The 23,165-nt window shown below is 41.1% G+C and carries 15 protein-coding genes; 6 read left to right on the top strand and 9 right to left on the bottom strand.

Annotated features, from left to right (window positions below):
- Entirely contained in the window at window positions 1-1,884 is a 1,884-nt protein-coding gene (locus tag NBH14_RS12600) for a hypothetical protein (RefSeq protein WP_186959518.1), read from the bottom strand.
- A gap of 437 nt (window positions 1,885-2,321) precedes the next feature.
- Between NBH14_RS12600 and NBH14_RS12595 the strand changes: the two genes are divergently transcribed.
- Together NBH14_RS12595 and NBH14_RS12590 are read left to right on the top strand one after the other, a co-directional pair.
- On the top strand, window positions 2,322-3,536 hold the full coding sequence (locus NBH14_RS12595; protein WP_186959517.1) for a DUF4934 domain-containing protein: 1,215 nt from the start codon (window positions 2,322-2,324) through the stop codon (window positions 3,534-3,536).
- 373 nt (window positions 3,537-3,909) lie between these two features.
- Window positions 3,910-5,484: a hypothetical protein gene (locus tag NBH14_RS12590; RefSeq protein WP_186959516.1), complete on the top strand. Its 1,575-nt coding sequence runs from the start codon at window positions 3,910-3,912 to the stop codon at window positions 5,482-5,484.
- A gap of 235 nt (window positions 5,485-5,719) precedes the next feature.
- On the opposite strand, the gene NBH14_RS12585 is transcribed toward NBH14_RS12590, so the two are convergent.
- The 7 genes from NBH14_RS12585 to NBH14_RS12555 all read right to left on the bottom strand — a co-directional run bounded on the left by NBH14_RS12585 (window position 5,720) and on the right by NBH14_RS12555 (window position 12,415).
- Window positions 5,720-6,760, bottom strand: a complete 1,041-nt coding sequence (locus tag NBH14_RS12585; protein WP_186959515.1) for a glycosyltransferase — start codon at window positions 6,758-6,760, stop codon at window positions 5,720-5,722.
- Window positions 6,761-6,767: 7 nt separating this feature from the next.
- On the bottom strand, window positions 6,768-7,871 hold the full coding sequence (gene glf / locus NBH14_RS12580; protein WP_222622098.1) for a UDP-galactopyranose mutase: 1,104 nt from the start codon (window positions 7,869-7,871) through the stop codon (window positions 6,768-6,770).
- A 54-nt stretch (window positions 7,872-7,925) separates the two neighbouring features.
- Window positions 7,926-8,630 (bottom strand): jacalin-like lectin, encoded by a 705-nt coding sequence (locus NBH14_RS12575; RefSeq protein ID WP_186959514.1) that lies wholly within the window; start codon window positions 8,628-8,630, stop codon window positions 7,926-7,928.
- A 103-nt stretch (window positions 8,631-8,733) separates the two neighbouring features.
- Window positions 8,734-9,078 carry a DUF3244 domain-containing protein gene (locus tag NBH14_RS12570; RefSeq protein WP_186959513.1) on the bottom strand — a complete coding sequence of 115 codons (345 nt, stop codon included), beginning with the start codon at window positions 9,076-9,078 and terminating at the stop codon, window positions 8,734-8,736.
- Window positions 9,079-9,475: 397 nt separating this feature from the next.
- On the bottom strand, window positions 9,476-10,072 hold the full coding sequence (locus tag NBH14_RS12565; RefSeq protein WP_186959512.1) for an HU family DNA-binding protein: 597 nt from the start codon (window positions 10,070-10,072) through the stop codon (window positions 9,476-9,478).
- Window positions 10,073-10,297: 225 nt separating this feature from the next.
- On the bottom strand, window positions 10,298-11,734 hold the full coding sequence (locus NBH14_RS12560) for a Gfo/Idh/MocA family oxidoreductase (RefSeq protein ID WP_009860298.1): 1,437 nt from the start codon (window positions 11,732-11,734) through the stop codon (window positions 10,298-10,300).
- Between the two features lie 126 nt (window positions 11,735-11,860).
- Entirely contained in the window at window positions 11,861-12,415 is a 555-nt protein-coding gene (locus NBH14_RS12555; RefSeq protein ID WP_186959511.1) for an NAD(P)H-dependent oxidoreductase, read from the bottom strand.
- Between the two features lie 580 nt (window positions 12,416-12,995).
- On the opposite strand from NBH14_RS12555, the gene NBH14_RS12550 reads away from it, so the two are divergent.
- The 4 genes from NBH14_RS12550 to bamJ all read left to right on the top strand — a co-directional run bounded on the left by NBH14_RS12550 (window position 12,996) and on the right by bamJ (window position 20,280).
- Window positions 12,996-16,286 (top strand): SusC/RagA family TonB-linked outer membrane protein, encoded by a 3,291-nt coding sequence (locus NBH14_RS12550; protein ID WP_186959510.1) that lies wholly within the window; start codon window positions 12,996-12,998, stop codon window positions 16,284-16,286.
- A 23-nt stretch (window positions 16,287-16,309) separates the two neighbouring features.
- Window positions 16,310-17,974, top strand: coding sequence for a SusD/RagB family nutrient-binding outer membrane lipoprotein (locus tag NBH14_RS12545; RefSeq protein WP_186959509.1), 1,665 nt, complete (start codon window positions 16,310-16,312; stop codon window positions 17,972-17,974).
- 154 nt (window positions 17,975-18,128) lie between these two features.
- Entirely contained in the window at window positions 18,129-19,673 is a 1,545-nt protein-coding gene (locus tag NBH14_RS12540) for a glycine--tRNA ligase (protein ID WP_128135699.1), read from the top strand.
- A gap of 4 nt (window positions 19,674-19,677) precedes the next feature.
- Complete coding sequence (gene bamJ / locus NBH14_RS12535; protein WP_186959508.1) at window positions 19,678-20,280, top strand: BamJ family beta-barrel-assembly machinery protein; 603 nt, start codon at window positions 19,678-19,680, stop codon at window positions 20,278-20,280.
- A 439-nt stretch (window positions 20,281-20,719) separates the two neighbouring features.
- On the opposite strand, the gene NBH14_RS12530 is transcribed toward bamJ, so the two are convergent.
- Window positions 20,720-23,062 (bottom strand): alpha-galactosidase, encoded by a 2,343-nt coding sequence (locus NBH14_RS12530; RefSeq protein WP_186959507.1) that lies wholly within the window; start codon window positions 23,060-23,062, stop codon window positions 20,720-20,722.
- Window positions 23,063-23,165: the final 103 nt, after the last annotated feature.

The raw sequence follows: 23,165 nt of genomic DNA, 5'->3' as shown, positions 1-23,165 counted from the left end.
TCAAAATCCCCACAGATAGACATCGGCCGGTTGATCCTTCCCGATCAACTCGTTTTTCCCCTGATTAATCCGCTCCTTTATACGTTGTTTCCGTTTGGTGACAGAAGAGGGAGCAATACTATACAACCGGGCAATAGCCGAAGTGGACAGTTGTAATTTAATCAGGCAGCAGCACTGGATATCTTCTTCCGTCAGCAACGGGAAAGAAGCGCGAAGCCGCCGGGTGTAATTATTAAATATCTTATCTATCAATTTATAAACGGCAGGCCAGTCTATATCCGACAGATTACGGACTTCTCCTTTGTACAAACGTTCCAACTCTTTATATTGCAAGATAACCTGAAGAGACAATTGTTTCGTGCTGGTTGTAAGCGCTTGGTTTTGTATGACCATCCGCTCATACGAATCCATTTCAACGTTTTTTTCCGGGATATTCTGAGCATATCGGGTCATTTCCTGTTGCAACTGCTTCTTTTCCCGGTTCAATAGCTCATTCTCCTGACGGATCCGTTCAATTTCAGAGAGCCGGTCGTTCAATTGCTGTTCGACTATTTCTTCCTGCTCTGACTGACGGGCTGACAATTGTTCGATCGCCTCCTCATTTTGCCGGATCAGCTGTTCCTTTTCGCTTAATGCAATCTGGTGCAGTCGCATCTGTTCTTTCATCTGCCGGATAAAACGTTCCTTCTTCAATAATTTACGTTGGTATAAATAAGCCAGGAAGAAAATCAGGCAAGCGGCTGCCGACAGGATATAAAGAGCCAGGCGGTGGTTCCGGTCTTTTTGAATCTTCAGATTCAGATTTCTCCGTTCCAGTTGGTTCTGCACAAACAACCGCTCTTTTTCTATTGCCACATTCCTTCTTTCCACCGATGCCACCTTTTCACAAAAATCATAGACAGCAATGATATTCAGAGCATTATTCTTCTTTACATCATAAACACTACGAAGCAGTTTCTCCACATAAAAAAAAGAGGTACGATATCCGTTCCCGTAATAATCCCGGGGGATTAAATCGCAACAATGTTCCAATTGTTTCAGGTAAACCTCCGCAGAATCCAACTTCCCCAGATTTAACCAAAGACATACATAAGTAGCAGTCTTTACAATACTATCATGCAGATGTTTCGGAGGATATTCCTGATCTAACTTCCTCATCAGCGGCAAAGCCTTTTCACTCTGGTGAAAAGCATTCAAACCGTCTATATAATTACGGAGAATCGAACTTTTATCAGCCTGCAGCTCTTCCGCCAGTTTAAGTGCCTGTATCATACAATGCTCCATTGAGTCCGGTTCCTGCCGGGAAGCGTAATAACAACCGAGACCATACAAACAGTACATCATCTGCAACGAATCTACAGCATAATAATCGAATATAATGTGCTTAACGTCTTCAGGTACCAGAGAAAGATTCCCCGGAAGCAGATCATGATAACCCAGAGTCGAAGCAAGCTCCACCAGCAAAGTGGTATCTTTATTGTTTGCTGCAATCTGTATTCCTTTTGAAATAAACTCTTTAGCCTCTTCCCTTTTATCTCCCGAATAGTTCACCTGCATAGCAGCTAACATATATGCTTCTGTCAGACGAGGGGATTGTTGTTGCTCATAACAACGAAGTGTATAATGAATCAGCGAATCATTCACCATATTCCGTCCCTGTCGTTGATGCAGCCGGGTGATCCACCAGCCATATTCCGCCCGAAGGCTATCCGAGAGTTCGGACGGAATGACCTGCTCTTCCAGTATCATCGCCAGGCTGTCCGGATTTTCCCGCAGCAGACGTTCAGCCAGACCTTCATCCGGAAAGAAAGCCTCCTGCCGTCCCCACTGACAGGAAGGTAAAAGGACAGTAAAGAACAAGATCAGACAGCAGATGTATTTCATACGAGCGTTATTATAAAGGCTACAAAGATAATGATAATACCCCGGCAAAAGAAGCCTGTGAATAAAGTCTGATCGGTTTACCTCAAAAATATCATTATAATTATTTCATAATAAGCATATTATAACTACATTTATACTATTGTAGCGAAAGTTACAGTAATATTGACTACACCATCTTTCACTCCGAAAGATTTACTGGCTTTTTATACAGTAACCGGAGGTGTTGCACGGTATATAGAACTATTAATCAGGAGCAAAGCTTTTATAAAAGAGAAAATACTAAATACAGAAGCGCAGTAGAAATATCACATGTAAGGATTGATTAAAACCCTTACACAATTACGAAGACACAAAAGTAATACGATAACATCGTAATTCATTAAAAAGTCGTATATTGCACCCCGTAGCAACAATACAAACATCAATACGGCAAAACGATGAAGAATAAATTTCAAACATGGACGGCGGTAACCATGATAACGGTCCTGTTCGCCTGCGACAATAAGTCCGGACAAATAAATTATTTAGAAGAAACCCCGGTAGTAGCAACACGCACACTAATTGACGGGGAAGAGATGATTGAGTTGGATCCTGCGCTGCTGAAAGATACGATGGTAATTCCGCTAAGTTACTTTACGGAAGAACTTCAGATCATCAAACTCGACGGGAAAGACGAAGCACTGACAGGCGCTCCCTATGCGTATGTTTCAGATAATTATATTATGACGGGAATGTCGGGAAATACACCTTTCAAGCTTTTCGACAGACAAGGTAACTATTTGGCGAATGTCGGGAGCATCGGACAGGGACCCGGAGAGTATCGGTCGGTATATGCCGCAAAGATCGACGAGGCAAGCCAACGTATCTACATGTTGCCCTTTTTCGGCAGTCAACTGTTGGCATACGATTTCGAAGGAAAGGCCTGCCCCTCCATCCCGTTGGCACATGAAAGGGTAGTTGGAAAATTCGCATTGCGCGGTGATACGTTGCTGGTACTCGCCTCACCACAACCCAAAAACTTCACCTCGTGCGTCTGGACGCAGGATTTAGATGGAAACCTGATTCACGAGTTTCCTACCGAACGGTTAGACTTCGACTTCCGGGGTGTGACGGTCGTTTCAAACCAAAATGAAGATAAGCATGTAGATCTAAGCTTCTGGCTACCGAATGCCCGGCTGGATTCGCTTTACGAAGTAAATCTTGAAAAAGGCAAGCTGATCCCCCGCTTCACTGCCCATTTTAAGGGTGATGCGCTGAAACCACATATGTATGGCGAACTTCCCGGCTATTTCGTAGGGGAAGCCATGGGCCAATGGTGGCAGTCGACCGAAGATAAAGACGGGAATATTCAGCAAAGATTGGCAGATGACGCTCCGGCCTACTATATCGTAGATAAGCAAACATTGAAGGGAGCCTTCTATGCAATAGAAAACGATTTTCTCGGTGGAGAACGTTTGGAGAATCCCCTTGCATTGGAAGATGGCTGCTACACAACTTGCCTAGATCCCGGTGAACTGTCAGATCAGCTAGAAAAAGCCCTTCGATCCGACCGCCTTTCTGAACAGCTACGGAAACACCTTACCAAAGTGCAAGCAGACATCACAGAAAATGATAACAACTATATCCTTTACGCCAAGCTGAAACAGCGGTAAGTCTGCTCCCGGTAGTGTGTAGGCATTCGGCCAACGAACAAATACACGAAGGAAAGGAAAAAATCATTCTCATGAATGGCTTATATCATATACTTTTCTTTATCTTTGCAAAGATATGAAATACCATTTTTTCATAGTCTGCTTTTTAGCCGGAATAAATCTGTTATTCTCCTGTTCGCCAAACGTATCTTATCCCGAAGCAATGCAAAAGGCCATACGTTGTATCGAGCAAAATCCGGATAGTGCCCTTACATATCTTTCTTCGCTCGACTCCGTCATCCGGTACGAGCCAGAAGAGACAGAAATGTACCACGGATTACTTACAACTAAAGCTAAAGACAAAATGTATATTATACATAAGTCCGATTCGCTGATGAGAAAAATAGTTCATTTTTACGACTCCTTTGGCGATAAAGAAAAATTAATGGAAGCTTATTATTATTTAGGCTCCATTTACCGGGATATAAAAGACATACCACAGGCGATAACAGCTTTTCAACAGGCAGTTGATGCAGGAAGGAATAGCCAGCAATATCTTATTTTAGCTCAGATTCATACACAGATGGGGACTTTATTTGCCTATCAGTCATTGTATGAGGATGCCTTGAAAGTATATAAAAAATCGTATATTTATTATCTAAAACAAAAAGATGAGTTAGGACTTATCTACGCTTTACGAAATCAAGGACGAATGTACGAATCTATGAGCCAACCTGATAGTACAATACATTACTATCAGGAAGCCTATGAGAAAGCTCTTAACTTTAATGATCAAAAGGTAATCAATTCCATATCAAAAGAATTTGGAAATGTTTATCTTGATTTAGGAAAACCTTCTCAGGCAATGAAGTTATTTTATTCCATCCCCGAACAAAAAGATGATGCTATCTATTTATATGGATTAGGTTCTGCTTACTTATTAACGAACCAATTCGATTCAACCCAATATTACTATCTGGAAGCATTAAAAGAAGGAAAAAAGAATCAAAACATTTACTTGATAAGTTCCATATACAAAGCATTAGCAACAATAGAAGCCCAAAAAAGTTATTATTCATCTGCTTTTAATTACGTACAGAAAAGCCTGGATCTAGAAGATTCTATCAAAAAAACAACTCGCACAGAAGCCATTGGTAAAATACAATCTCTTTATAATTATCGGCACACCGAACATGAGAATCAACAATTATTGTTAAAAAACAAAGAGACACAGATATACATTTATTTGCTGATTATTGCATTGCTACTAATAGTTGGGATTACAGCTCTCTATATCAACTATACAAAAAAACAAAAACGCATTGCAAAAGAACAAACAAATAGACTAGATCAGCAGAAAAAAGAACAACATAAATATAGCCAAGAGTGTCTACAAAAGAATAGAAAAAAAATAATAGAAATAAAAAAAATGCTTCAACAAGCAAATGAAGAAAAAGAGAAGAAGAGTTGCTATCAGATCCAGGCTCAAAAAAAATTGCAAAAAATACCAACTTTAAAAAGTCAATTAACTTTATTCGAAAAAAAACTATTGGAAGCTCAAAAAGAAATATTGATATTATCGAACAACTTAATAGAGGCAAAAAAATATGAAGCACTAATATTAAAAAACACCTTTGAAAATTCATCTATATACAAACGATTTCACGAAGCATCCTGTGAAGATAACTCGACGAAAATTAATAAAGAAGACTGGGACATTTTAAGACACGAAATTGATAAAGCATATAATAATTTCACAGATCGAATAAAAACATTGTATCCACCAATAACAGAACAAGAACTTCATATATGTTATCTGATCAAAACAAATATTACTCCTACTGGAATGGCAGAAATCCTTTGTCTTTCTACATCTGCTATCAGCAATGGGCGTGCCCGTATGTATAAAAAGATATACAAAACAGATGGCAGAGGAGAATTACTCGACAAACTAATCCTTGATTTTTAAAGTTAAAAAAATCTTTCACTAGTGTCTGGAGAAATATTACCAGATTATATTAGAATTTTAATACGATCAAACAATTTGCATATGGGAATTTTCTCGAAAAGAACCAATCCAATGGCATTAGAAATAATATAAAGACTTTGTTCTAGACAAGTCATTAAACAAGAAACGGTATACTGTTCCTCAAAGAATCGGATTATGCCGAGCTGAACAATTGTACCCATTACCGGACAGGCTACTAATTTTGTTTATTCATGTTATTTTCTATTTCTGTCAAAGCCTTAGTAAGATAATAACCGGATGATATTTTTTTATTGATATTTTTTATATTTTCTCTCATCTGATCATAGGTCTCCGCTGAGATAGAGGGTAATATAGAATCTAATTCATCCAACGAGTTAATGCAGATCCCTATTTGATTATTTGTGACAAAAGAAGCTAAAGCAGCTTCTTTCCATATGATTAAAGGGAGATTACATTTGATATATAAAGATACTTTGTGAGGATTGTTAATCTTTAAATATTCTCCATAATTGCCCGAACAAATTGAAATACTATCTCCATCCCATATTAATCCAAAATGAGCACACACATCTTCAATAAGTTGTTCAGATGGTACGAATCCATTGTAATTGAAATGTTCTTTGTTAGTTATTTTATTGTTATCAAAGCCATTGCCATAAAGTTCAAATTGCCATTCAGATATAATATGCTCCATTTTATACAGAAATTTATTTTTTTTGTAACCTAAACTTCCTGCATATATTACTCTGATTGGAGAGGTTTTGATCTTTATATTTTTGTTGTTTTTAGAAGAGGATAGATAGTCAAATATTTCTAGTTCTATTATTGTTTTTTTGAGCTTTTGGGTCTGTAACCAATTTTTCATATTACAATTATGTGCGACTAAACAATCTGAATTATTTAATCGCTTAATTTCTTTTTTGGCAGATATTTTTTTTCTTCTGAAAGTGCCAAGATCATGAATTATTGTGATAACTTTTCCCCCTTTAGCATGAGTAATATGACAAATGAATGTGTAATATTTTTTGAAAGGATACTGAAGTACTATACAGTCGTTTTTTGAGATAGTAAAAAATACTTTTAATACACCGATTAAAGTCATTATAAATCCAATGACTTTATTTGAATAATGTGTTTGTGCTAACCCTGCATTTTTGTATCCAAGATTAGCGAGAATGGTTTCTATGTCAGTTTTTGCCTTGTTACCAGCACTGTTTATTTCGTTGTAATTTTTAGATAAATAGAATTTTCTCATAGGATTGTTATATTAATAGTTCTTTTTTTGCAAGTGAAATAGCTTCTGCAATTGTATCATCCATATCAAAATAGGCATATTGCCCTAGTCTTCCTCCAAAAATAACATTGGAAGTATTTGCTGCAAGATTCTTATATTGGTTTAAACGTGTTGAATTCTTTTCATCATTTATGGGATAATACGGTTCTTCTGATGATGTATATTCCAATGGATATTCTTTTGTTATTATTGTTGTCGCCTGCTTTCCGAATTCAAAATGTTTATGCTCTATGATTCGTGTATATGGAATTTTAGCTTCATTGTAATTAACAACGGCATTCCCTTGATAGTCTTTAATATTCAAATGTATATGTTCAAATCTCAAACTTCTGTAATCCAGTTTACCATATATGAAATCAAAATATTCGTCAATACACCCTGTAAAGAGTATTTTTTTTGCAATACTATGAAAATAATGTTTATTATCGAAATAGTCTGTTTGTGTATATGTCTGTATATTGTTTAACAGATTGTTAATTAGTTGGCTATATCCGTCTTTGGGGATGCCTTGATAAAGATCATTGAAATAATTATTATTGTATGTAAAGCGGATTGGGACTCTTTTTATTATGGAGGCTGGTAATTTGTTGGCAGGACGTCCCCATTGTTTTTCTGTATACTCTTTAATTAAGGTATAATATATATCATCACCACATAGTTTTAAAGCCTGTTCTTCCAGATTGGATGGCTGAGTTATCTCTTTATATTTTTTGCATTGTTCCTGGATTTTATTTTTTGCATCTTCAGGAGTAATGACATTCCAAAGCTTGTTAAAGGTATTCATATTGAAAGGAAGATTGTATATATTTCCTTTATAATTGGCGAGAGGAGAGTTTATAAAATTGTTGAAACTGCAAAATCTATTTATATATCGCCAGACATCTTCATTATCTGTATGAAATATATGTGCTCCATATAAATGGATTTTTATTCCATCTTCCTCTTTTGTATATATATTTCCTCCTATATGATTACGCTTTTCTATAACAAGACATTTTTTTCCGTATTCATTCATTATTTGAGCGAATACAGATCCAAATAATCCGGATCCGACAATTAGATAATCGTACATGAAAATGAAATTGAGATTGTTTATAAAATAATAACCTTGTATATTCTGTTTATTTTAATTGAATAGAGAGTTTGGGTAACAATATATTCCTAGCTGATAAAGTTTTGCTCCTGCTTTTCCGTAAATGCCGTGCATTTGGAAGCCAGAAACTCCAAACTCCAACTCTGTTCGGTTTGCTCCTCCGGGACCACCAAATACATGGACTTTGTCGAGATTGGTAGTAAAAGCAACATAATCAATTTTAGTACCACTATGTACTTCAATTTTTTTGATATATTCATTACTACTAAGGAACATCCATGATTCTGCTCCACCATTACCCCCGAATTGTGGAGAATTTGTGAATTTATCATTATCGCTAACCCAATATAATTGAATAGCATCAATAACGGCTCCATGCCTTACTTTAATGGCATTGATTTTCTTCCATTTTTCTCCGTTATATATAACTGCCGGAGCATCAAAAGCGACGCCGCTGTCACTACCCCATGGACCAAAAGCTGCAGCATCAGAAGATTTTGTTCTTATATTATCCATAGGTTCTTCGGTGCTGACCGATTTTAAATATTCTATTTCTTTTGAATAATCCGGTCTGTTGTTATTATAATATACAGTTTTCCCTTCATACTTTTTTGCTAGTGTAGCTTCAAAAGAAGCTAAATCCGTTGTATTATCTGTGATAGCATTCTCTTGTTCATTATTACAAGATACCAATAAGCAACAGATACCTATCGCTAATGTTGAAATAATATACTTCATGTGTATTTGTTTTTTAATTAGTTATATATGAATTTACAAGGTTATTTTTATTTGTAAGTGGCAGTAGTATATGGTAATTTGAAAGATAAAATCTTAACAAGTCTTATTTCGTTAAATACCAACTTATTGGTTTGTTGTTCTTTGTCAATATTACCTGATAATAGCCGTTCGGTATATCTGATAGAGGGATAATTTGTTCCTTTTCAGCTGGAATGGATATCATATCGATATAGATTGTTCTACCATTTGGATCGATTATTTGAATATCAATATTATCCCATTGTTTATCGGAATAAATATGTAGGTTGTTTTTTTCTATGGTTAAGAAGAGAGTTACTGATCGCCTATCCATAGAATCCCAAGTTGCTTCATGCGCATCTATTTTTGTGATAAGCAAAAGAAAGAAAAAGCATACTGTCAATAAAGTCTTTATAGTCATCTTTCCCATTAATTTAAATTTGTTATTGTTTATGATGACAAAAGTAAGACTGAATATCTACAGAGCAGGAGAAATTGAATTTACAATTGGTGTAAATTGAGTTTACAATTTATAAAGAATTTGTACCAGTGTCCGGATAAATATTCCAGACTATTAATTAATAAAGTTGTATTTCAATGATTTAAGGATACATAGAGTTTAAACGTCTTTACAAAATGTCCAGCCGCAGAATGCATTTTTTGTGCCCAAGCTAAAGACAATATAGCTTATGAGGTCAAAGAAGAGCATGAGGTTGATTCTTTCACCGGGTTTATCTGTAATCAAGCCATTATGCTTACAGGATAGAATAAGGCTGGGTGTATGAAGGTTTTGAATTAATAATCCCACAAAGTATCTTTACATATCCTTACTCCTTCGCGGCCAACACATAAACCCTGTGCGTTTTATATCCCATCTCACGGATGATACCTTCTTCCAAAAACTGTTTCAGCTCTTTGCCTGCCCGGTAACGAGTACAGTTGTTCAACTCGGCATAATCCGATTCATTGATGCTTTCATGCTTGCGGATATATTCCAACATCTTTTCTTTCCGGGTTTCGATGGGTTCGGAAGAAATATTTTCTCTTTTTACTTTCTTAGGACGTTCTTCTTTAACCATCTCCTTCAAACGGTTGGAACAGCGAAAATTTACCCCGTCGACAGAAACACTAAACCTGATTTTTCCGTTTTTCTCGGAAATTTTCCGGGTACGCAACGCCGGGGAGAAATGTCCGATCCCCTCCAACTCGATACTATATCCGTAGCCGAGTTCCCTGCCCATATATACGGTCAATGCTTCCAGCACACCTTTTATATCGGCCGAATTAACTGTACAGGCATCCGAGAGATCTCTGCATATCTCTTCAAGACCTTTTGTTCCTCTCGAAACAAGACGTGCATGTTCTAACGTATCTTTACTCCCTTTAGGCCGGGGAGTCTTATAAACACTGAATTTGATACTCATAGGTAATTAGATTTAAAAGGTTACGTACGGTGTCTTTTGGGATGCCATACTGTATTAAATTTTATGCCTTACAAACTTATTGCCGACAGCCATCAGTAATATAACTGATAGCTGTCGGCAAAATTACTGATGGCTATCGATAATCTTATCGAAACCAATCGGCAATCAGTTTGTTGCGGTACAAATATACGAAGGAAAGGGATAAATTATTCTATATAACCAACATTATACATTATAATACTCTTCCCATCCTTTGCGTGGCGGCTGTCCGCTCAGCATCTGGTTGGCGAAGCTGTCGTTGACGATCTCTTTGGTGGTGCGGTCGAGAACTAACTTACGGTTCAGGCGCTGTGCCAATACACCCAGGCAGAATACCTGGCTCAGCGGACCGGCGATAGAGAACGGTGAACGAGGCTTTTCCTTGCCCTGGCAAGCCAACAAGAAGTTCGCGTAATGGTTGGAAGGACTCTTCTGGTATTCGGGAAGGGTCGGATTCATTTCCTTGGCAATCTTATCAGGGATGACAGACAATGTACTGCCATGAGAACCTCCTTTGAATGTCAGCGTCTTTGTATAAATTTCCTTACCCGGATTCAGTTTCATCAATTGCAGTTTGCCACCGGCTACAGTCGGAATATTCGGGTCGACATCCGAAGAACCGAAGTTCTCAGGAACAGGAGGTATATTATCCAGACCATCGTACCAGGTAACATCTATTCCCGGCATATCGCCTCTTTCGGGGAATTTGAACAGGATAGTCGACGACATCGGGAAGAAGAATTTATTATGATCTTTCAGATACAACGGGTTGATCTCTGTTGGCAATCCCATATCCAGGAATTCGTGTGCCGTATCCAGAATATGTGCACCCCAGTCACCCAGCGCACCCATACCGAAGTCATACCAGCAACGCCATTGTCCCATATGATAATCATGGTTATAGTCATGATGCTGCACTACCCCCAGCCAGGTATCCCAATCCATTGTTTCAGGAATCGGTTCTCCCATCGGCATATGCTTGATATTCGGATTCCATCCGTGCCAGCGACGCGGAGAGTTCATATGAGCGGTGATAGCTGTTACATCCTTTATCAGACCAGCTTCTTTCCATGCCTTGAACTGGAAATAATTGGCTTCGGAATGTCCCTGGTTACCCATCTGTGTGACCACGCCATATTTCTTTTCACCGCGCATCATCAGTTCTATTTCCTGGAAAGTACGAGCCATCGGTTTTTCAACATATACATGTTTGCCGTGGGCCATTGCCTCGATTGTGATCGGGAAATGGGCATGATCGGGAACCCCCACTGTCACAGCATCGATCTTATCCGCCATCTGATCGAACATCTTACGGAAATCCTGATAACGGGGAACTTTCGGGAACATGGAGATCAGTTCCTGCGTATGCTTTGCCCCCATATCCACATCGCAAAGGGCTACAACATTACACAATCCGGTCTTATACAATTCCTTGGCAATTTCACCACCCCGGTTACCAATGCCAATAAATGCGATATTAACTTTCTCGTTCGCACTAACGAACGGTACACCCGGCATTGCACCAGCCTTCGAAGGGATCCAAAACGAAGGTATTGCAGTAGCTGCCGATAATGCCAATGCCCGTTTCAGGAACGAGCGACGTGAGATGTCTTCTGATTTCATGGTATTCTATTTAGATAATTAATTATTGTCTGCGCAAACATTAAAAACATCAACTTCGCAAAAATAGATATTTTTTGTTGATTTGAAAGGAATTAAGACAGAAAGTTCATTAATTATCCGAAAACTTTACCAAGCATTATTCACTGTATGGTCAGCCAGTACCGTTTCCACCATCTTTCTGTAAACCTCGACACCCGTTGCTATATTCCTGGAAGCATCGGCACTTCCCATGCCATAAACCACCAATGGCGTCTGCCAGGTCATTCCGGCATGTATTGCACATCCCTGATAAGGACGCAGAAGTTCATCCATTGTGAAACAATTCCTGCCTCCGCTACGGTAAGCGGCATACTCCGAACCTGTTGTTGTGACGATCTGCAACGGTTTACCGGCTACAGCTGGTGTCTTTGCCAGGGAAGTAAAGACCTCGTCCAGCCATCTTTTCAACAGCGAAGGCGCTGACATCCAGTGAAAAGGGAACTGAAAGACCACCATGGAAGCATCGGATATAATCGTGCTCCACACATTTACATCAAAAGACTGATCCTGATATTCATACAGATCGTATACCATCACGCCATCGATATCTTTTACCGCATCGGCTAAAGCCTTGTTAGCCTGTGATTCTTTCAGATTGGGATGAGCCAAAAGAATTACCACTTTTTTTGAAACGTCATTCATACTATTGTGTTTTATAATGTAAAATCGTATTAAAACATAAGCTTTCACAAAGCTAAACAAATCCATGAAAATACATCAGGGAGATTTAGATTAAAATTACCACCATTATCTAAATAACAATTGATTACATAAAAAAGCATTTCAGCGGGAGAGAAAAACACCAGATAACAAAATATTTAACATATTGAAACATTAAAAAAAGGCTTGACTCTGCAAATTAAAAATTAAGGCAAACAAATGAACTGTAAATATATAGTCAGCATTTTACATTTTTCTAAATGATATTGTTCTAGTAGAACTAATTCATAATATCTATCAAAAAATAGATTAGCAGTTAACATTTCATTTCCGACCTCATTTTTTTTATAATTAATTACAACTAATTTGTGACAAATTTAACCCTTTTAGCACACACAAGCATCTTGTTAACTAATTTAAAATAGATTTATTCTATTTTAAGCAATGTAGCATACTTTCTTTTTGACATAATTCCATAGTTCTACTAGAACTATGATAATAATTTAATTGATGCTGAAACACATTATACACACATCTATTTTTACTTATAAATCAAACGCTTATGTCTAAAAAATTGAAATTTCCAAGCTTGATTTTGCTTGCCGGTGCATTAGCAACTCCGACAGGAGTCTACGCCGACGTATTGCCCGACAGGCAAAGTGTAAACATTTCCCAACAGAGTGGGAAAGTAACCGGAGTCGTAGAAGACGCATTAGGTCCGGTAATTGGAGCTTCTGTGGTAATCAAAGGCACCACTAATGGTATTATGACTGATCTTGACGGTAAATTTACACTGGATAACGTCAAAAAAGGTCAAGTCCTGCAAATCTCTTTTGTCGGATACAAAACAAAAGAAATCGCCTACACGGGACAAACGACAATGAAAATTCTTCTGGAAGAAGATTCACAAGCCCTGGATGAAGTTGTGGTAACAGCCCTGGGTATGTCGCGTGACAAAAAATCACTGGGTTACGCCATGACAGAACTGAAAGGAGATGAAATCGCCAAAGTAAACTCTCCTAACCCGATCAATGGTTTGCAAGGTAAAGTTGCCGGTGTACAAATTAACATGGGTAACTCCGGTCCGCAATCTTCACAACGCATCATCATCCGTGGTAACACCTCATTGGGCGGTAACAACCAGCCTATATTCGTTATCGACGGTATTATCATCGACAATGAAGTAACAAAAACGGGAGCAGGGCAAGACTGGGGTAATGACCTGAAGAACCTGAATGCCGATGACTTCGAATCAATGTCCGTATTGAAAGGTGCTGCCGCAACCGCTTTGTACGGTTCACGTGCCTCCAACGGTGTGATCCTGATCACAACCAAAAAAGGTCGCAAAGGAGAAGGTATAGGCGTTTCCGTTTCACATACGCAGCAGTGGGAAAATATCTATGCCACCCCCGACTTGCAGAACGAATTCGGTTCGGGTTCATCGCCGGTATGGGCATTGAATGACGACGGGTCTGAAAACCGATACACCTCGGCCGGCCGTAGCTTCGGACCTCGTTTCGACGGCAAGCCGTTTTATGTAGACGGACAGGAAATGGTCTATTCCGCCAAAGACAATAACCTGAAGAACCTTTACCAGACAGGCCATTACATGAATACCAACGTGGCCCTGCAAGGTGGTTCCGAAAAAAGCGCTTTCCGTTTTTCTTATTCGAATTTGCAATCGGAAGGTCTGACATTCAATAACGAATTCAATCGTAATTCATTCAGCTTAAACGCATCGCATGATATCAGCTCCCGCCTGAAAGCGGAAGGAGGATTCTCGTACATCGAATCGACGGCACAGAACCCGACTGTACAGGGCGGCGCAGGCTCTCCGATCTACGACTTCATGTACAGCATCGCCCGTGAATATGATACGGACTACTGGCTGAATAACAAAAATTATATCAGTCCGGCCGGCGACGGTTATAACTCACAGGACCCGTATGGTTATTCCAAAACGATTTATGACTATCTGGAAAACATCTATACACAGGACGAAATGAGTGTACGTGCATACCTCAACCTGGATTTGAAACTATTGGATTGGTTGTCTTTGAAAGTGAAAGGCGATATCTATAAACTCTACACCACCAACGAATCGAAAGTAATGGCTACAGGTGCCAGTAACTACGACGGTGCTGCTTACAAGATTCATGAAAACAAGAAAGACCAGTACAAAATTACCGGTATGATTACAGCCAACCATTCGTTCGACGACTTCAATATCAGCGGTAGCGTGGCTGTTGAACAATGGGATACGAAGAGCGGCTATCATAAAACCGACTCAAAGAACGGTTTGCGCGTGCCCGGCTTGTTCGACATGACAAACTCGGTCGAAAGAGCGACCACCGAAGTAAGATACAATACTAGCAGAAAGCGTATCAACTCTATCTATGCTTTTGCCAACATGGACTATAAAGGTGTTTACTTCCTGGATATTACCGGACGTAACGACTGGTCGTCTGCCCTGATCTACGAAAACGGAACGGGACATACCTCTTACTTCTACCCCTCTGTAGGTGCTTCCTGGTTGTTTGCCGAAGGCTTGCGCGATGCAATTCCCGAATTTATCTCTTTCGGTAAACTGAGAGCATCTTACGCTATCGTAGGTAATGACTGTGCTCCTTACCTGACAACAGGTACCGGCTATTATGCATTCGATAATACGTTCGACAACCAGATCAACGGCGGTACGTATCCGTATTATAAATTTGACAAAGATGAATTGCCCAACCTGAATCTGAAGCCGGAGAAACAGCATTCAATCGAGATCGGTCTGGATATGCGTTTCCTGAAAAACCGTCTCGGCTTCGACTTTGCATGGTATAAGACAAATACGAAGAACCAGATCCTGGCATTGCCGATCGCCTCTGAATCCGGTGTTTCAAAACGTTGGATCAACGCCGGTGATATCCAGAATAAAGGTATCGAGTTATTGATCACCGGTACTCCGATCGAAACGAAGGACTGGCGCTGGGACTTGTCTTTCAACCTGACACGCAACAGGAACAAGATCGTTTCTTTGTTTGAAGGAGTTGAGAAATATCAACTAGTAGGAGGAGGTACAGATACACAGGCATGGGCTACCGTAGGTGGTGCTTATGGTGACATCTATACATCTTATGCTTATACACTCAATGATAAAGGAGAAAAGCTGTTGAATGCAGACGGTTCTTATCCGCGTTCGAACAAAAGCGAAAAAATCGGTTCTTTGCAACCGAAGTTCTTGTGGGGTGCCAATACATCGGTAAGCTGGAAAGGCATCACGCTGAATGCCGTCATCGATGCCCGTTTTGGTGGAGACATCTTCTCGGCAAGTTATTACTATGGAATGAACTCCGGTAACATCAAGTCTTCACTGGCCGGTCGCGACACACAATACGGCGGGCTGCCCCGTACTTTGTCCGACGGAAGAACCGTTAACGACGGTGTCATTCCGGAAGGCGTATTTATGCCCGGCACAGAGATTAAAGGAGTAGACGTTTCCGGCATGAGTTATCAGGCAGCTTACGAGCAAGGCTTGGTCGATCCGCTGTCGGCTTACAAATATTACGACAATGTGTACAGCTGGTCAGGCGGTATACGTTCGGAAGGTATCCACAAATGTTCCTGGGTCGCCTTGCGCGAACTTTCAGTACAGTGGCAGTTACCTAAAAAATGGGTGAACAAAGCCTACATCCAGAATGCAAGCGTCGGCCTGATGGCCCGTAACCTGGGATTCCTGTACAACAGTCTGCCGGACAATATCCACCCGGAAGGATTGAACACATCTTACAGTTCTGAATACATGGAAAGTGGTGGTGCCGTGTTCTCACGCAACATTGGTTTCAGCGTGAATGTTTCGTTCTAATAACTTATATACAATAAAACAAGATGAAAAAAATTAAATATTATATTTTCGGAGCATTGGCTTCCATGGTTGCACTGACCTCCTGCGATGCCGATTTCGTCGAAATCAACAAGAATCCTGATACAGTCTACGAGGTTGACCCGGAAGTATTCCTCTATCAGATTGAAAATGTAATGTGCAACGCCGGCGAAACATGGGCCGATTCATACGCTTGCCGCCTGAGATGGATGCAGTATTGTGCCGGAATCTGGGGATATAGCACAACCAACTTCACCGAATGTGCCGGTTGGGCCGGAACATTATACAGCAACTATGTAAATGCCGGTAAGTATGCCCGCCATATTCCTTATTACGTCAAGACCAATATGCCGGAACAGGAAGCTGCCTACAGCGACTTGACCGAGGTAGCCCGCATCCTCTTGATTACAAAAGGTATCCAGGCTTCCGACACATATGGTTCTTTGGTTTACACCGACGGTTGGGGTACACGCAACGGCAATGTGGAAATTCTTGAACCGGCTTTCCAAACCCAGGAAGAGTTGTTTACGATCTGGAACCAGGAGCTGAAAGAAGCTGCCAACAAACTGGCAACGTCTACCAATCAGGTAACTTTCAAAAATTATGACCTGGCTTATAGCGGCGATATGTCGAAATGGGTGAAGGCAGCCAATGCCGTTCGTCTGCGTATTGCCCTGAGATTATTGAAACAAAAACCGGAAGAAGCAAAAGCCATTGCTCGCGAAGTGCTGTCTTCGGGCAACATATTCAGTAGCATCGACGATAGCTTTATCCTTTATTTCGATAATTACTGGACCACATTGGGTGACTGGCACTCTGTGATCGACATGGACCGTGCATCTTCTGCATTCATGGCTTACTTACTGAAATATAACGACCCGAGAAAACGCCTGTTTTTCCAGATCAACAATTTGACTCCGGAGAATGTAGCCGAGTTCAATGCCAAAGAAACAACAACTCCTGCACAAGTCATACCGACCCATCTGGGACGTTGGTGCGGTGGTAGCGTAAGCTATGATAAATGGGCTACTGACTCTTGCCGTACATCACGTTATCTGGACGACATCGACATGCGCCCGATGAACAGACCTCAAACTCGTCTGTGGAAAGGTGCACAAGACAACGGTAGTGCCGGCGGCTGGATTCCTCTGGTAACATATGCTGATTTCTGTTTCATGGCTTCCGAATTTACACTGGAAGGCGTAGCCAACGGCAAAACGGCTCAGGAATGGTATGAAGAAGGAGTAAAATCGTCTTTGAGACAATGGAGTAAAATTGCAGATTATTGTAAAATCAATGACTACGAAGCTGTCACAGAAGATGAAATCGACGCTTTCCTGGCACAGGATGGTATTGCCTGGAACAGCGCCATGGCCAAAGAGCAGATTTACTGCCAGACTTGGGTAGAACATTTCAAAAACAACAATGAATCATGGGCTATGTACAAACGTACCAATTATCCGAGTACAACATCCATGTTGGTTACCTGGGAACCGATCAATGTATACGGAGAATTGCAGCAAGTACCGCGCCGTAAAAAATTCACCATGCCGGCTGAAGGTTCTGCCAACTATGCAAATCAGGTAAAACGCCTTGAAGACATGCAAAAAGAATCGAACTTCGGTCGTTTGGACAGCGAGTTCGGCCGTATCTGGTGGGACAAAGAATAAACCCAAAACTAATTTTTCAATATAATTTTTGATGGTGAAGGGTGGCCGTGACGGTCACCCTTCTTTGTATGTATTAACGAATAAGCCGCTGGAAATGCTGTAACTTACAGAAAAAATCATTTACTTTGCAGGTTGATAATAATTACATATAGTTATGGCACAAGAAGATGTTTTCAAGAAATTAGTTTCACACTGTAAAGAATACGGATTTGTATTTCCCTCTTCAGAAATATATGACGGTTTGGGAGCAGTATATGATTACGGACAGTATGGCGTAGAGCTGAAAAACAATATAAAGAAATACTGGTGGGACAGCATGACGCTGCTTCATGAAAATGTGGTAGGTCTCGACTCCGCTATTTTTATGCACCCGACCATCTGGAAAGCATCCGGCCATGTGGACGCGTTCAACGACCCTTTGATCGACAACAAGGATTCAAAGAAACGGTATCGCGCCGACGTACTGATCGAAGATTACCTGGCTAAGATCGACGAGAAAATACAGAAAGAAGTAGACAAGGCCGCTAAAAAATTCGGCGAAGCATTCGATGAAGCACAATTCCGTGCAACCAACGGCCGCGTATTGGAACACCAGGCTAAACGCGACGAGATACATACCCGTTTCGCTAAAGCACTGAACGATTCCAACTTCGAAGACCTCCGTCAGATCATTATCGACTGCGAAATAGCATGTCCGATCTCCGGAACACGCAACTGGACGGAAGTTCGCCAGTTCAACCTGATGTTCTCCACAGAAATGGGTTCTACTGCCGATGGCGCTTCCAAGATATATCTGCGTCCGGAAACGGCACAGGGTATTTTCGTTAACTTCCTCAACGTACAGAAGACCGGCCGTATGAAGATTCCTTTCGGTATCGCCCAGATCGGTAAAGCGTTCCGTAACGAGATCGTTGCCCGTCAATTTATCTTCCGTATGCGTGAGTTCGAACAGATGGAAATGCAGTTCTTTGTTCGTCCGGGCGAAGAAATGGAATGGTTCAAGATGTGGAAGTCTACCCGCTTGAAATGGCATAAGGCTATGGGATTAGGTGATGAAAAATATCGTTACCACGATCACGAAAAACTCGCCCACTATGCCAATGCCGCTACCGACATCGAATATGAAATGCCGTTCGGTTTCAAGGAAGTGGAAGGTATCCATAGCCGTACAGACTTCGACCTGAGCCAGCACGAAAAGTTCTCAGGAAAGAAAATACAATATTTCGATCCGGAATTAAATAAAAGCTATACTCCGTACGTTATTGAAACATCTATCGGTGTTGACCGCGTATTCCTGAGCGTTATGGCAGGTTCATACTGCGAAGAGACACTTGAAAACGGTGAAACACGCGTTGTTTTGAAATTGCCGGCAGCCCTGGCTCCTATCAAACTCGCCGTATTGCCGCTGGTGAAAAAAGACGGGCTTCCTGAAAAGGCTGAAGAGATCGTCAACATGCTGAAGTTCGACTTCCGTTGCCAGTATGATGAAAAAGACTCTATCGGTAAACGTTACCGCCGTCAGGATGCTATTGGAACTCCGTACTGTATTACAGTTGACCATGATACTTTGAAGGATAATTGTGTAACGATTCGTTTCCGTGACACCATGGAACAGGAACGTGTAAGCATCGACAAGCTCCACGACATTATCTCTGAAAAGGTAAGCCTGAAGACTTTATTAAAAAAGATAACTGAATAATTAAATGAAGAAGTACCTGCAATTCGCGTTGATGATTTTTTGTATGTCTGCCATCTTTACCTCCTGTAAAGATGACGATGATAGTGATGATGTAGCCGTTGAAGCCTACAAGCTGGAAAACGAACAGGCTTTCGCGGCGAAGGCTAATGACCCGGATTTCTTTAAGGTAAGCATACAGGGAGCCGGTGATGATTTCATTTATGCTAAAAGGCTCAAGGAAGCAGATAAGCCTGAAATTCCAATCTATTACAACAGTCGTGTCACTGTTTATTACAAAGGATGGTTCCCCAATAGTGAGGACGGTGAATATTTCGACAAAAAAGAATTAGAAGACGGATCACCTTCCGAATGGGCAGTCAGTACAGCCTCCTCAAACTACAATAGTTACTATGGAACAGGAATTCCCAGTCCCATATCAGGATGGACTATCGCTCTACAAAATATGAAAGTAGGCGAGAAATGGGAAGTCTGGATTCCTCAAAGACTAGGTTATGGTTCGGTTGACAAAAAAGACAGCGCCGGGAATGTTACTATCCCTGCCTACTCTACTTTAGTTTTCGAAATTGAAGTAATAGAACGGACAGCCGAAGTTGCCGGTACAACTTAATCCGTTCTTATATAAAAGAAAAGGGAACATCAATCGACCTGATGTTCCCTTTTTTATTGTTTGTTAGTTTGATATAATAAGGCTCGCATAAAGCAAACCCCTATAAACAATTAAAGCCTGTCTCACGACAAGCCCTAACCAAACTTTGTTAACCTTAAATCTAATACTATTATGAAAAAACCACAGTACAAAGATAAGGCTGTAGAGGCCTTTTGTCAAGCCTTTTCAGACTAATAAACGTTAAGCAAAACACTCATTCCAGTCAAATTTTGTTATCGAACACAAAACTATATAGATTACAATCAAATTCTACTAAAATTAACAGCTGGAGAGTAACTTTTCCCCTCTTGAGAGGGGGCAGGGGGTGTGTTATAGTTACGCCTTAAAACGAGCTTTAACACACCCCTTAATCCCCTCTCCAGAGGGGAAACAGATACCATTATTTTACGAACTTCAAACATTCTGATTCCTGCACGGAAGTGACCGCCTGAACAAGAAACATGCCTTTTGGCAAATCAGCGATATTTATATCATAGCGGGCCTGCGGATATAAAGCCGGAAGTTTCTTGACCAACGTTCCCTGCGCCGAGTAAATGAAAAGACCTTTCAAGGTCTCTTCACTCTGAATGAACAAATGATCATCCTTCACCCAGCCTGTAATCTTTTTATCCGGTGCAGTAAGACCAGATATTCCGGTACCGGTACCTTTCTTCTCTATCTTATATAGTTTCACGCCATACTTGGGTAAGGATACAGGGATTTCTTCACCTTGCAATGACACATCCTGCCCGGTCCACAATTCCTTAATCCCTTTTACATCGGAAGAGGCGATTCCCAGTCTCGACAATTTTATATTTTCCGAGAAAGCCAGGTCTTTATAATTAAAAGCAGCGACATACAAATAATCTTCCGTATCCAGCATAAAGAGATTCTCGCCGCGGTTACGTCCCCAACTATTCTTTCCCGAAGCCTTTGCCCCTTCTACCGGATAAAAAGATTTACCGATACGGGCAATTTCGTTCACTTCCGCATTCGTTGCGAACTCCTCTGCTTTCTGGCGGGCTGCCAATTCCCCGACACATGTTCCCTTCTGGCTGAAGTTATCACCCAGGATATATGTCCCGGTAATCACACCGGAGGTAATACGCATACGATTCTCATCCTCGTTATAATCCTCTCTATGAAGCACCAGGTGGTCGGCATCATTAAAGTTATACACCTTGTCGAGCCACCAGCCATAAGAAAGGCCGTTCATTACATATTCCGTATCCTCTTTGGCTCCCCAGGCATCACAACTGATACGACGGGAATTGCCGTATTGGGCCGGAAATGCAGGTGCAATGGATAAAGCCATAAACAGATCGTCTCCGCACAATTCCGTCAGATATTTCATTCCGCTGTTGTAAGCCTGAACGCCGGTCGTTACATTCTTATCATAATAAGAGTCCGCTTCAAGGATCGCATTATTCAGGAAATCGAACTTGATATATTTATAACCTAAATCTTTAAATCGGTTGATGAAATAACTCATCCGCTGGCGGGTTCCGGGATGCGTGGGGTCCAGGGCACGGGAAGCGATCTTTTTAGGCTGTCCGTTTACATATAAATAGGCTTCCCCATATTTATAGTTACTTCCTTCCATCGTGCGGCTGCCGTTTTCCCCCCAGTCGGAGAAGGGAGCCCAGTAAATGCCGGGAACCTGTCCGTTGGCAACACATCGTTCGGCAAATGACTTCAACTGGGTATCGGTCAGATTATCCCAATAAGAATCGAGGATGACATAGGCCGTGCCGTCATTGGTAAAATTGTTCGGTTGCAGGTTCGTACTGATATAATCAGAGACATCCAGCACACCTTCGTAGTTCAGCTTCTCAGCCATGGCGCCCCAGCTGTTCCAACCGAAGATATTTCCTTTCGACCATTTACGGGGAGGTGCGATCAATGCATTGGCCTCGCCATAGGCTTCCAACCCTTCGCGCCAGTCGTCGAACATACCGATTAAGAGCTTCGGTGATTTCAGTTTAGTGCCGGAAATGCTGCCGTGAGCTTTTGCTCCGGTAGCATCTATATCGTGGGTCACGCGATGGCTTATGCCGCCAAAGCATTCGAGACGGTTTACCTTCTGGTTGCCGGAAGTGGAATAACGGACTCCTGTCTTCCAGGTATCGTGTTCTACCGAGCCGACTACCAGCCCTTCGCGGGTATCGCCACAGTAGAAAGAAGTAACTTCGAACGATACGGAGTCGACCGACAAGGCCAGGGAGGAATAGCCGATCCAGGCATCGTTATCGAAGGGGACGGATAACACGCGGTTGGAGGTATTCGTATTCAGGAAAGAGTTGACTGTTTCGGTAACAACCGGAGCGATATAATTACTCGACGTACCGGCTTCTGAAAGGATAAAAGCCTCTGTCAGAAAATAGCTTTTATCGGGATAGAAATAAAACAGCTGCTGCAGGGAAGGCGCTCCCTCCTGTCCGGCATAGGTAAATGTATATTTATGGCCGGCACCGAAAACGTCGTCGACAGCTTCTTCCGAGAAGGTCGGCTGACCGTATTCCGTACTGCGCAGCAGTTGGTCTTTATCTTTGGCCTGGACGAAGACACCCGCCAGGATTGTTTTTCCTTTATGGATAAAATCACAGGTTTTCGTATCGTTGTTATAAACGATCTTCCAGTCACCGGAAGTTATCGTCTGCTGGTCAGCCGCAAACGTTTCCCTCCCCATGAACAGGCTGATGAAACAAAAAAGCAGGGTAATTCTTAGTAAATTCTTTTTCATGATCCTTGTATATTAGTTTAATTCGGTTAGTAAATAAAACACCGGGCAAAGACATGCCTTCCCGGTGTTTTTCTTCTTACAATCTTTTCGCCATTACCGACTA

It is taken from the genome of Parabacteroides caecihominis, from assembly GCF_023656785.1.
Classification (GTDB): Bacteria; Bacteroidota; Bacteroidia; order Bacteroidales; family Tannerellaceae; genus Parabacteroides; species Parabacteroides segnis.
Note: the sequence above shows the minus strand (reverse complement) of the source record. Positions and strands in the feature narration are given on the sequence as shown.

Coding starts and splice junctions, on each gene's coding strand:
- NBH14_RS12545 (WP_186959509.1), top strand. CDS start 16,310: ATGAAAAAAATTAAATATTATATTTTCGGAGCATTGGCTTCCATGGTT.
- bamJ (WP_186959508.1), top strand. CDS start 19,678: ATGAAGAAGTACCTGCAATTCGCGTTGATGATTTTTTGTATGTCTGCC.
- NBH14_RS12570 (WP_186959513.1), bottom strand. CDS start 9,078: ATGGGAAAGATGACTATAAAGACTTTATTGACAGTATGCTTTTTCTTT.
- NBH14_RS12575 (WP_186959514.1), bottom strand. CDS start 8,630: ATGAAGTATATTATTTCAACATTAGCGATAGGTATCTGTTGCTTATTG.
- NBH14_RS12585 (WP_186959515.1), bottom strand. CDS start 6,760: ATGAGAAAATTCTATTTATCTAAAAATTACAACGAAATAAACAGTGCT.
- glf (WP_222622098.1), bottom strand. CDS start 7,871: ATGTACGATTATCTAATTGTCGGATCCGGATTATTTGGATCTGTATTC.
- NBH14_RS12540 (WP_128135699.1), top strand. CDS start 18,129: ATGGCACAAGAAGATGTTTTCAAGAAATTAGTTTCACACTGTAAAGAA.
- NBH14_RS12600 (WP_186959518.1), bottom strand. CDS start 1,884: ATGAAATACATCTGCTGTCTGATCTTGTTCTTTACTGTCCTTTTACCT.
- NBH14_RS12560 (WP_009860298.1), bottom strand. CDS start 11,734: ATGAAATCAGAAGACATCTCACGTCGCTCGTTCCTGAAACGGGCATTG.
- NBH14_RS12550 (WP_186959510.1), top strand. CDS start 12,996: ATGTCTAAAAAATTGAAATTTCCAAGCTTGATTTTGCTTGCCGGTGCA.
- NBH14_RS12565 (WP_186959512.1), bottom strand. CDS start 10,072: ATGAGTATCAAATTCAGTGTTTATAAGACTCCCCGGCCTAAAGGGAGT.
- NBH14_RS12595 (WP_186959517.1), top strand. CDS start 2,322: ATGAAGAATAAATTTCAAACATGGACGGCGGTAACCATGATAACGGTC.
- NBH14_RS12590 (WP_186959516.1), top strand. CDS start 3,910: ATGAGAAAAATAGTTCATTTTTACGACTCCTTTGGCGATAAAGAAAAA.
- NBH14_RS12555 (WP_186959511.1), bottom strand. CDS start 12,415: ATGAATGACGTTTCAAAAAAAGTGGTAATTCTTTTGGCTCATCCCAAT.
- NBH14_RS12530 (WP_186959507.1), bottom strand. CDS start 23,062: ATGAAAAAGAATTTACTAAGAATTACCCTGCTTTTTTGTTTCATCAGC.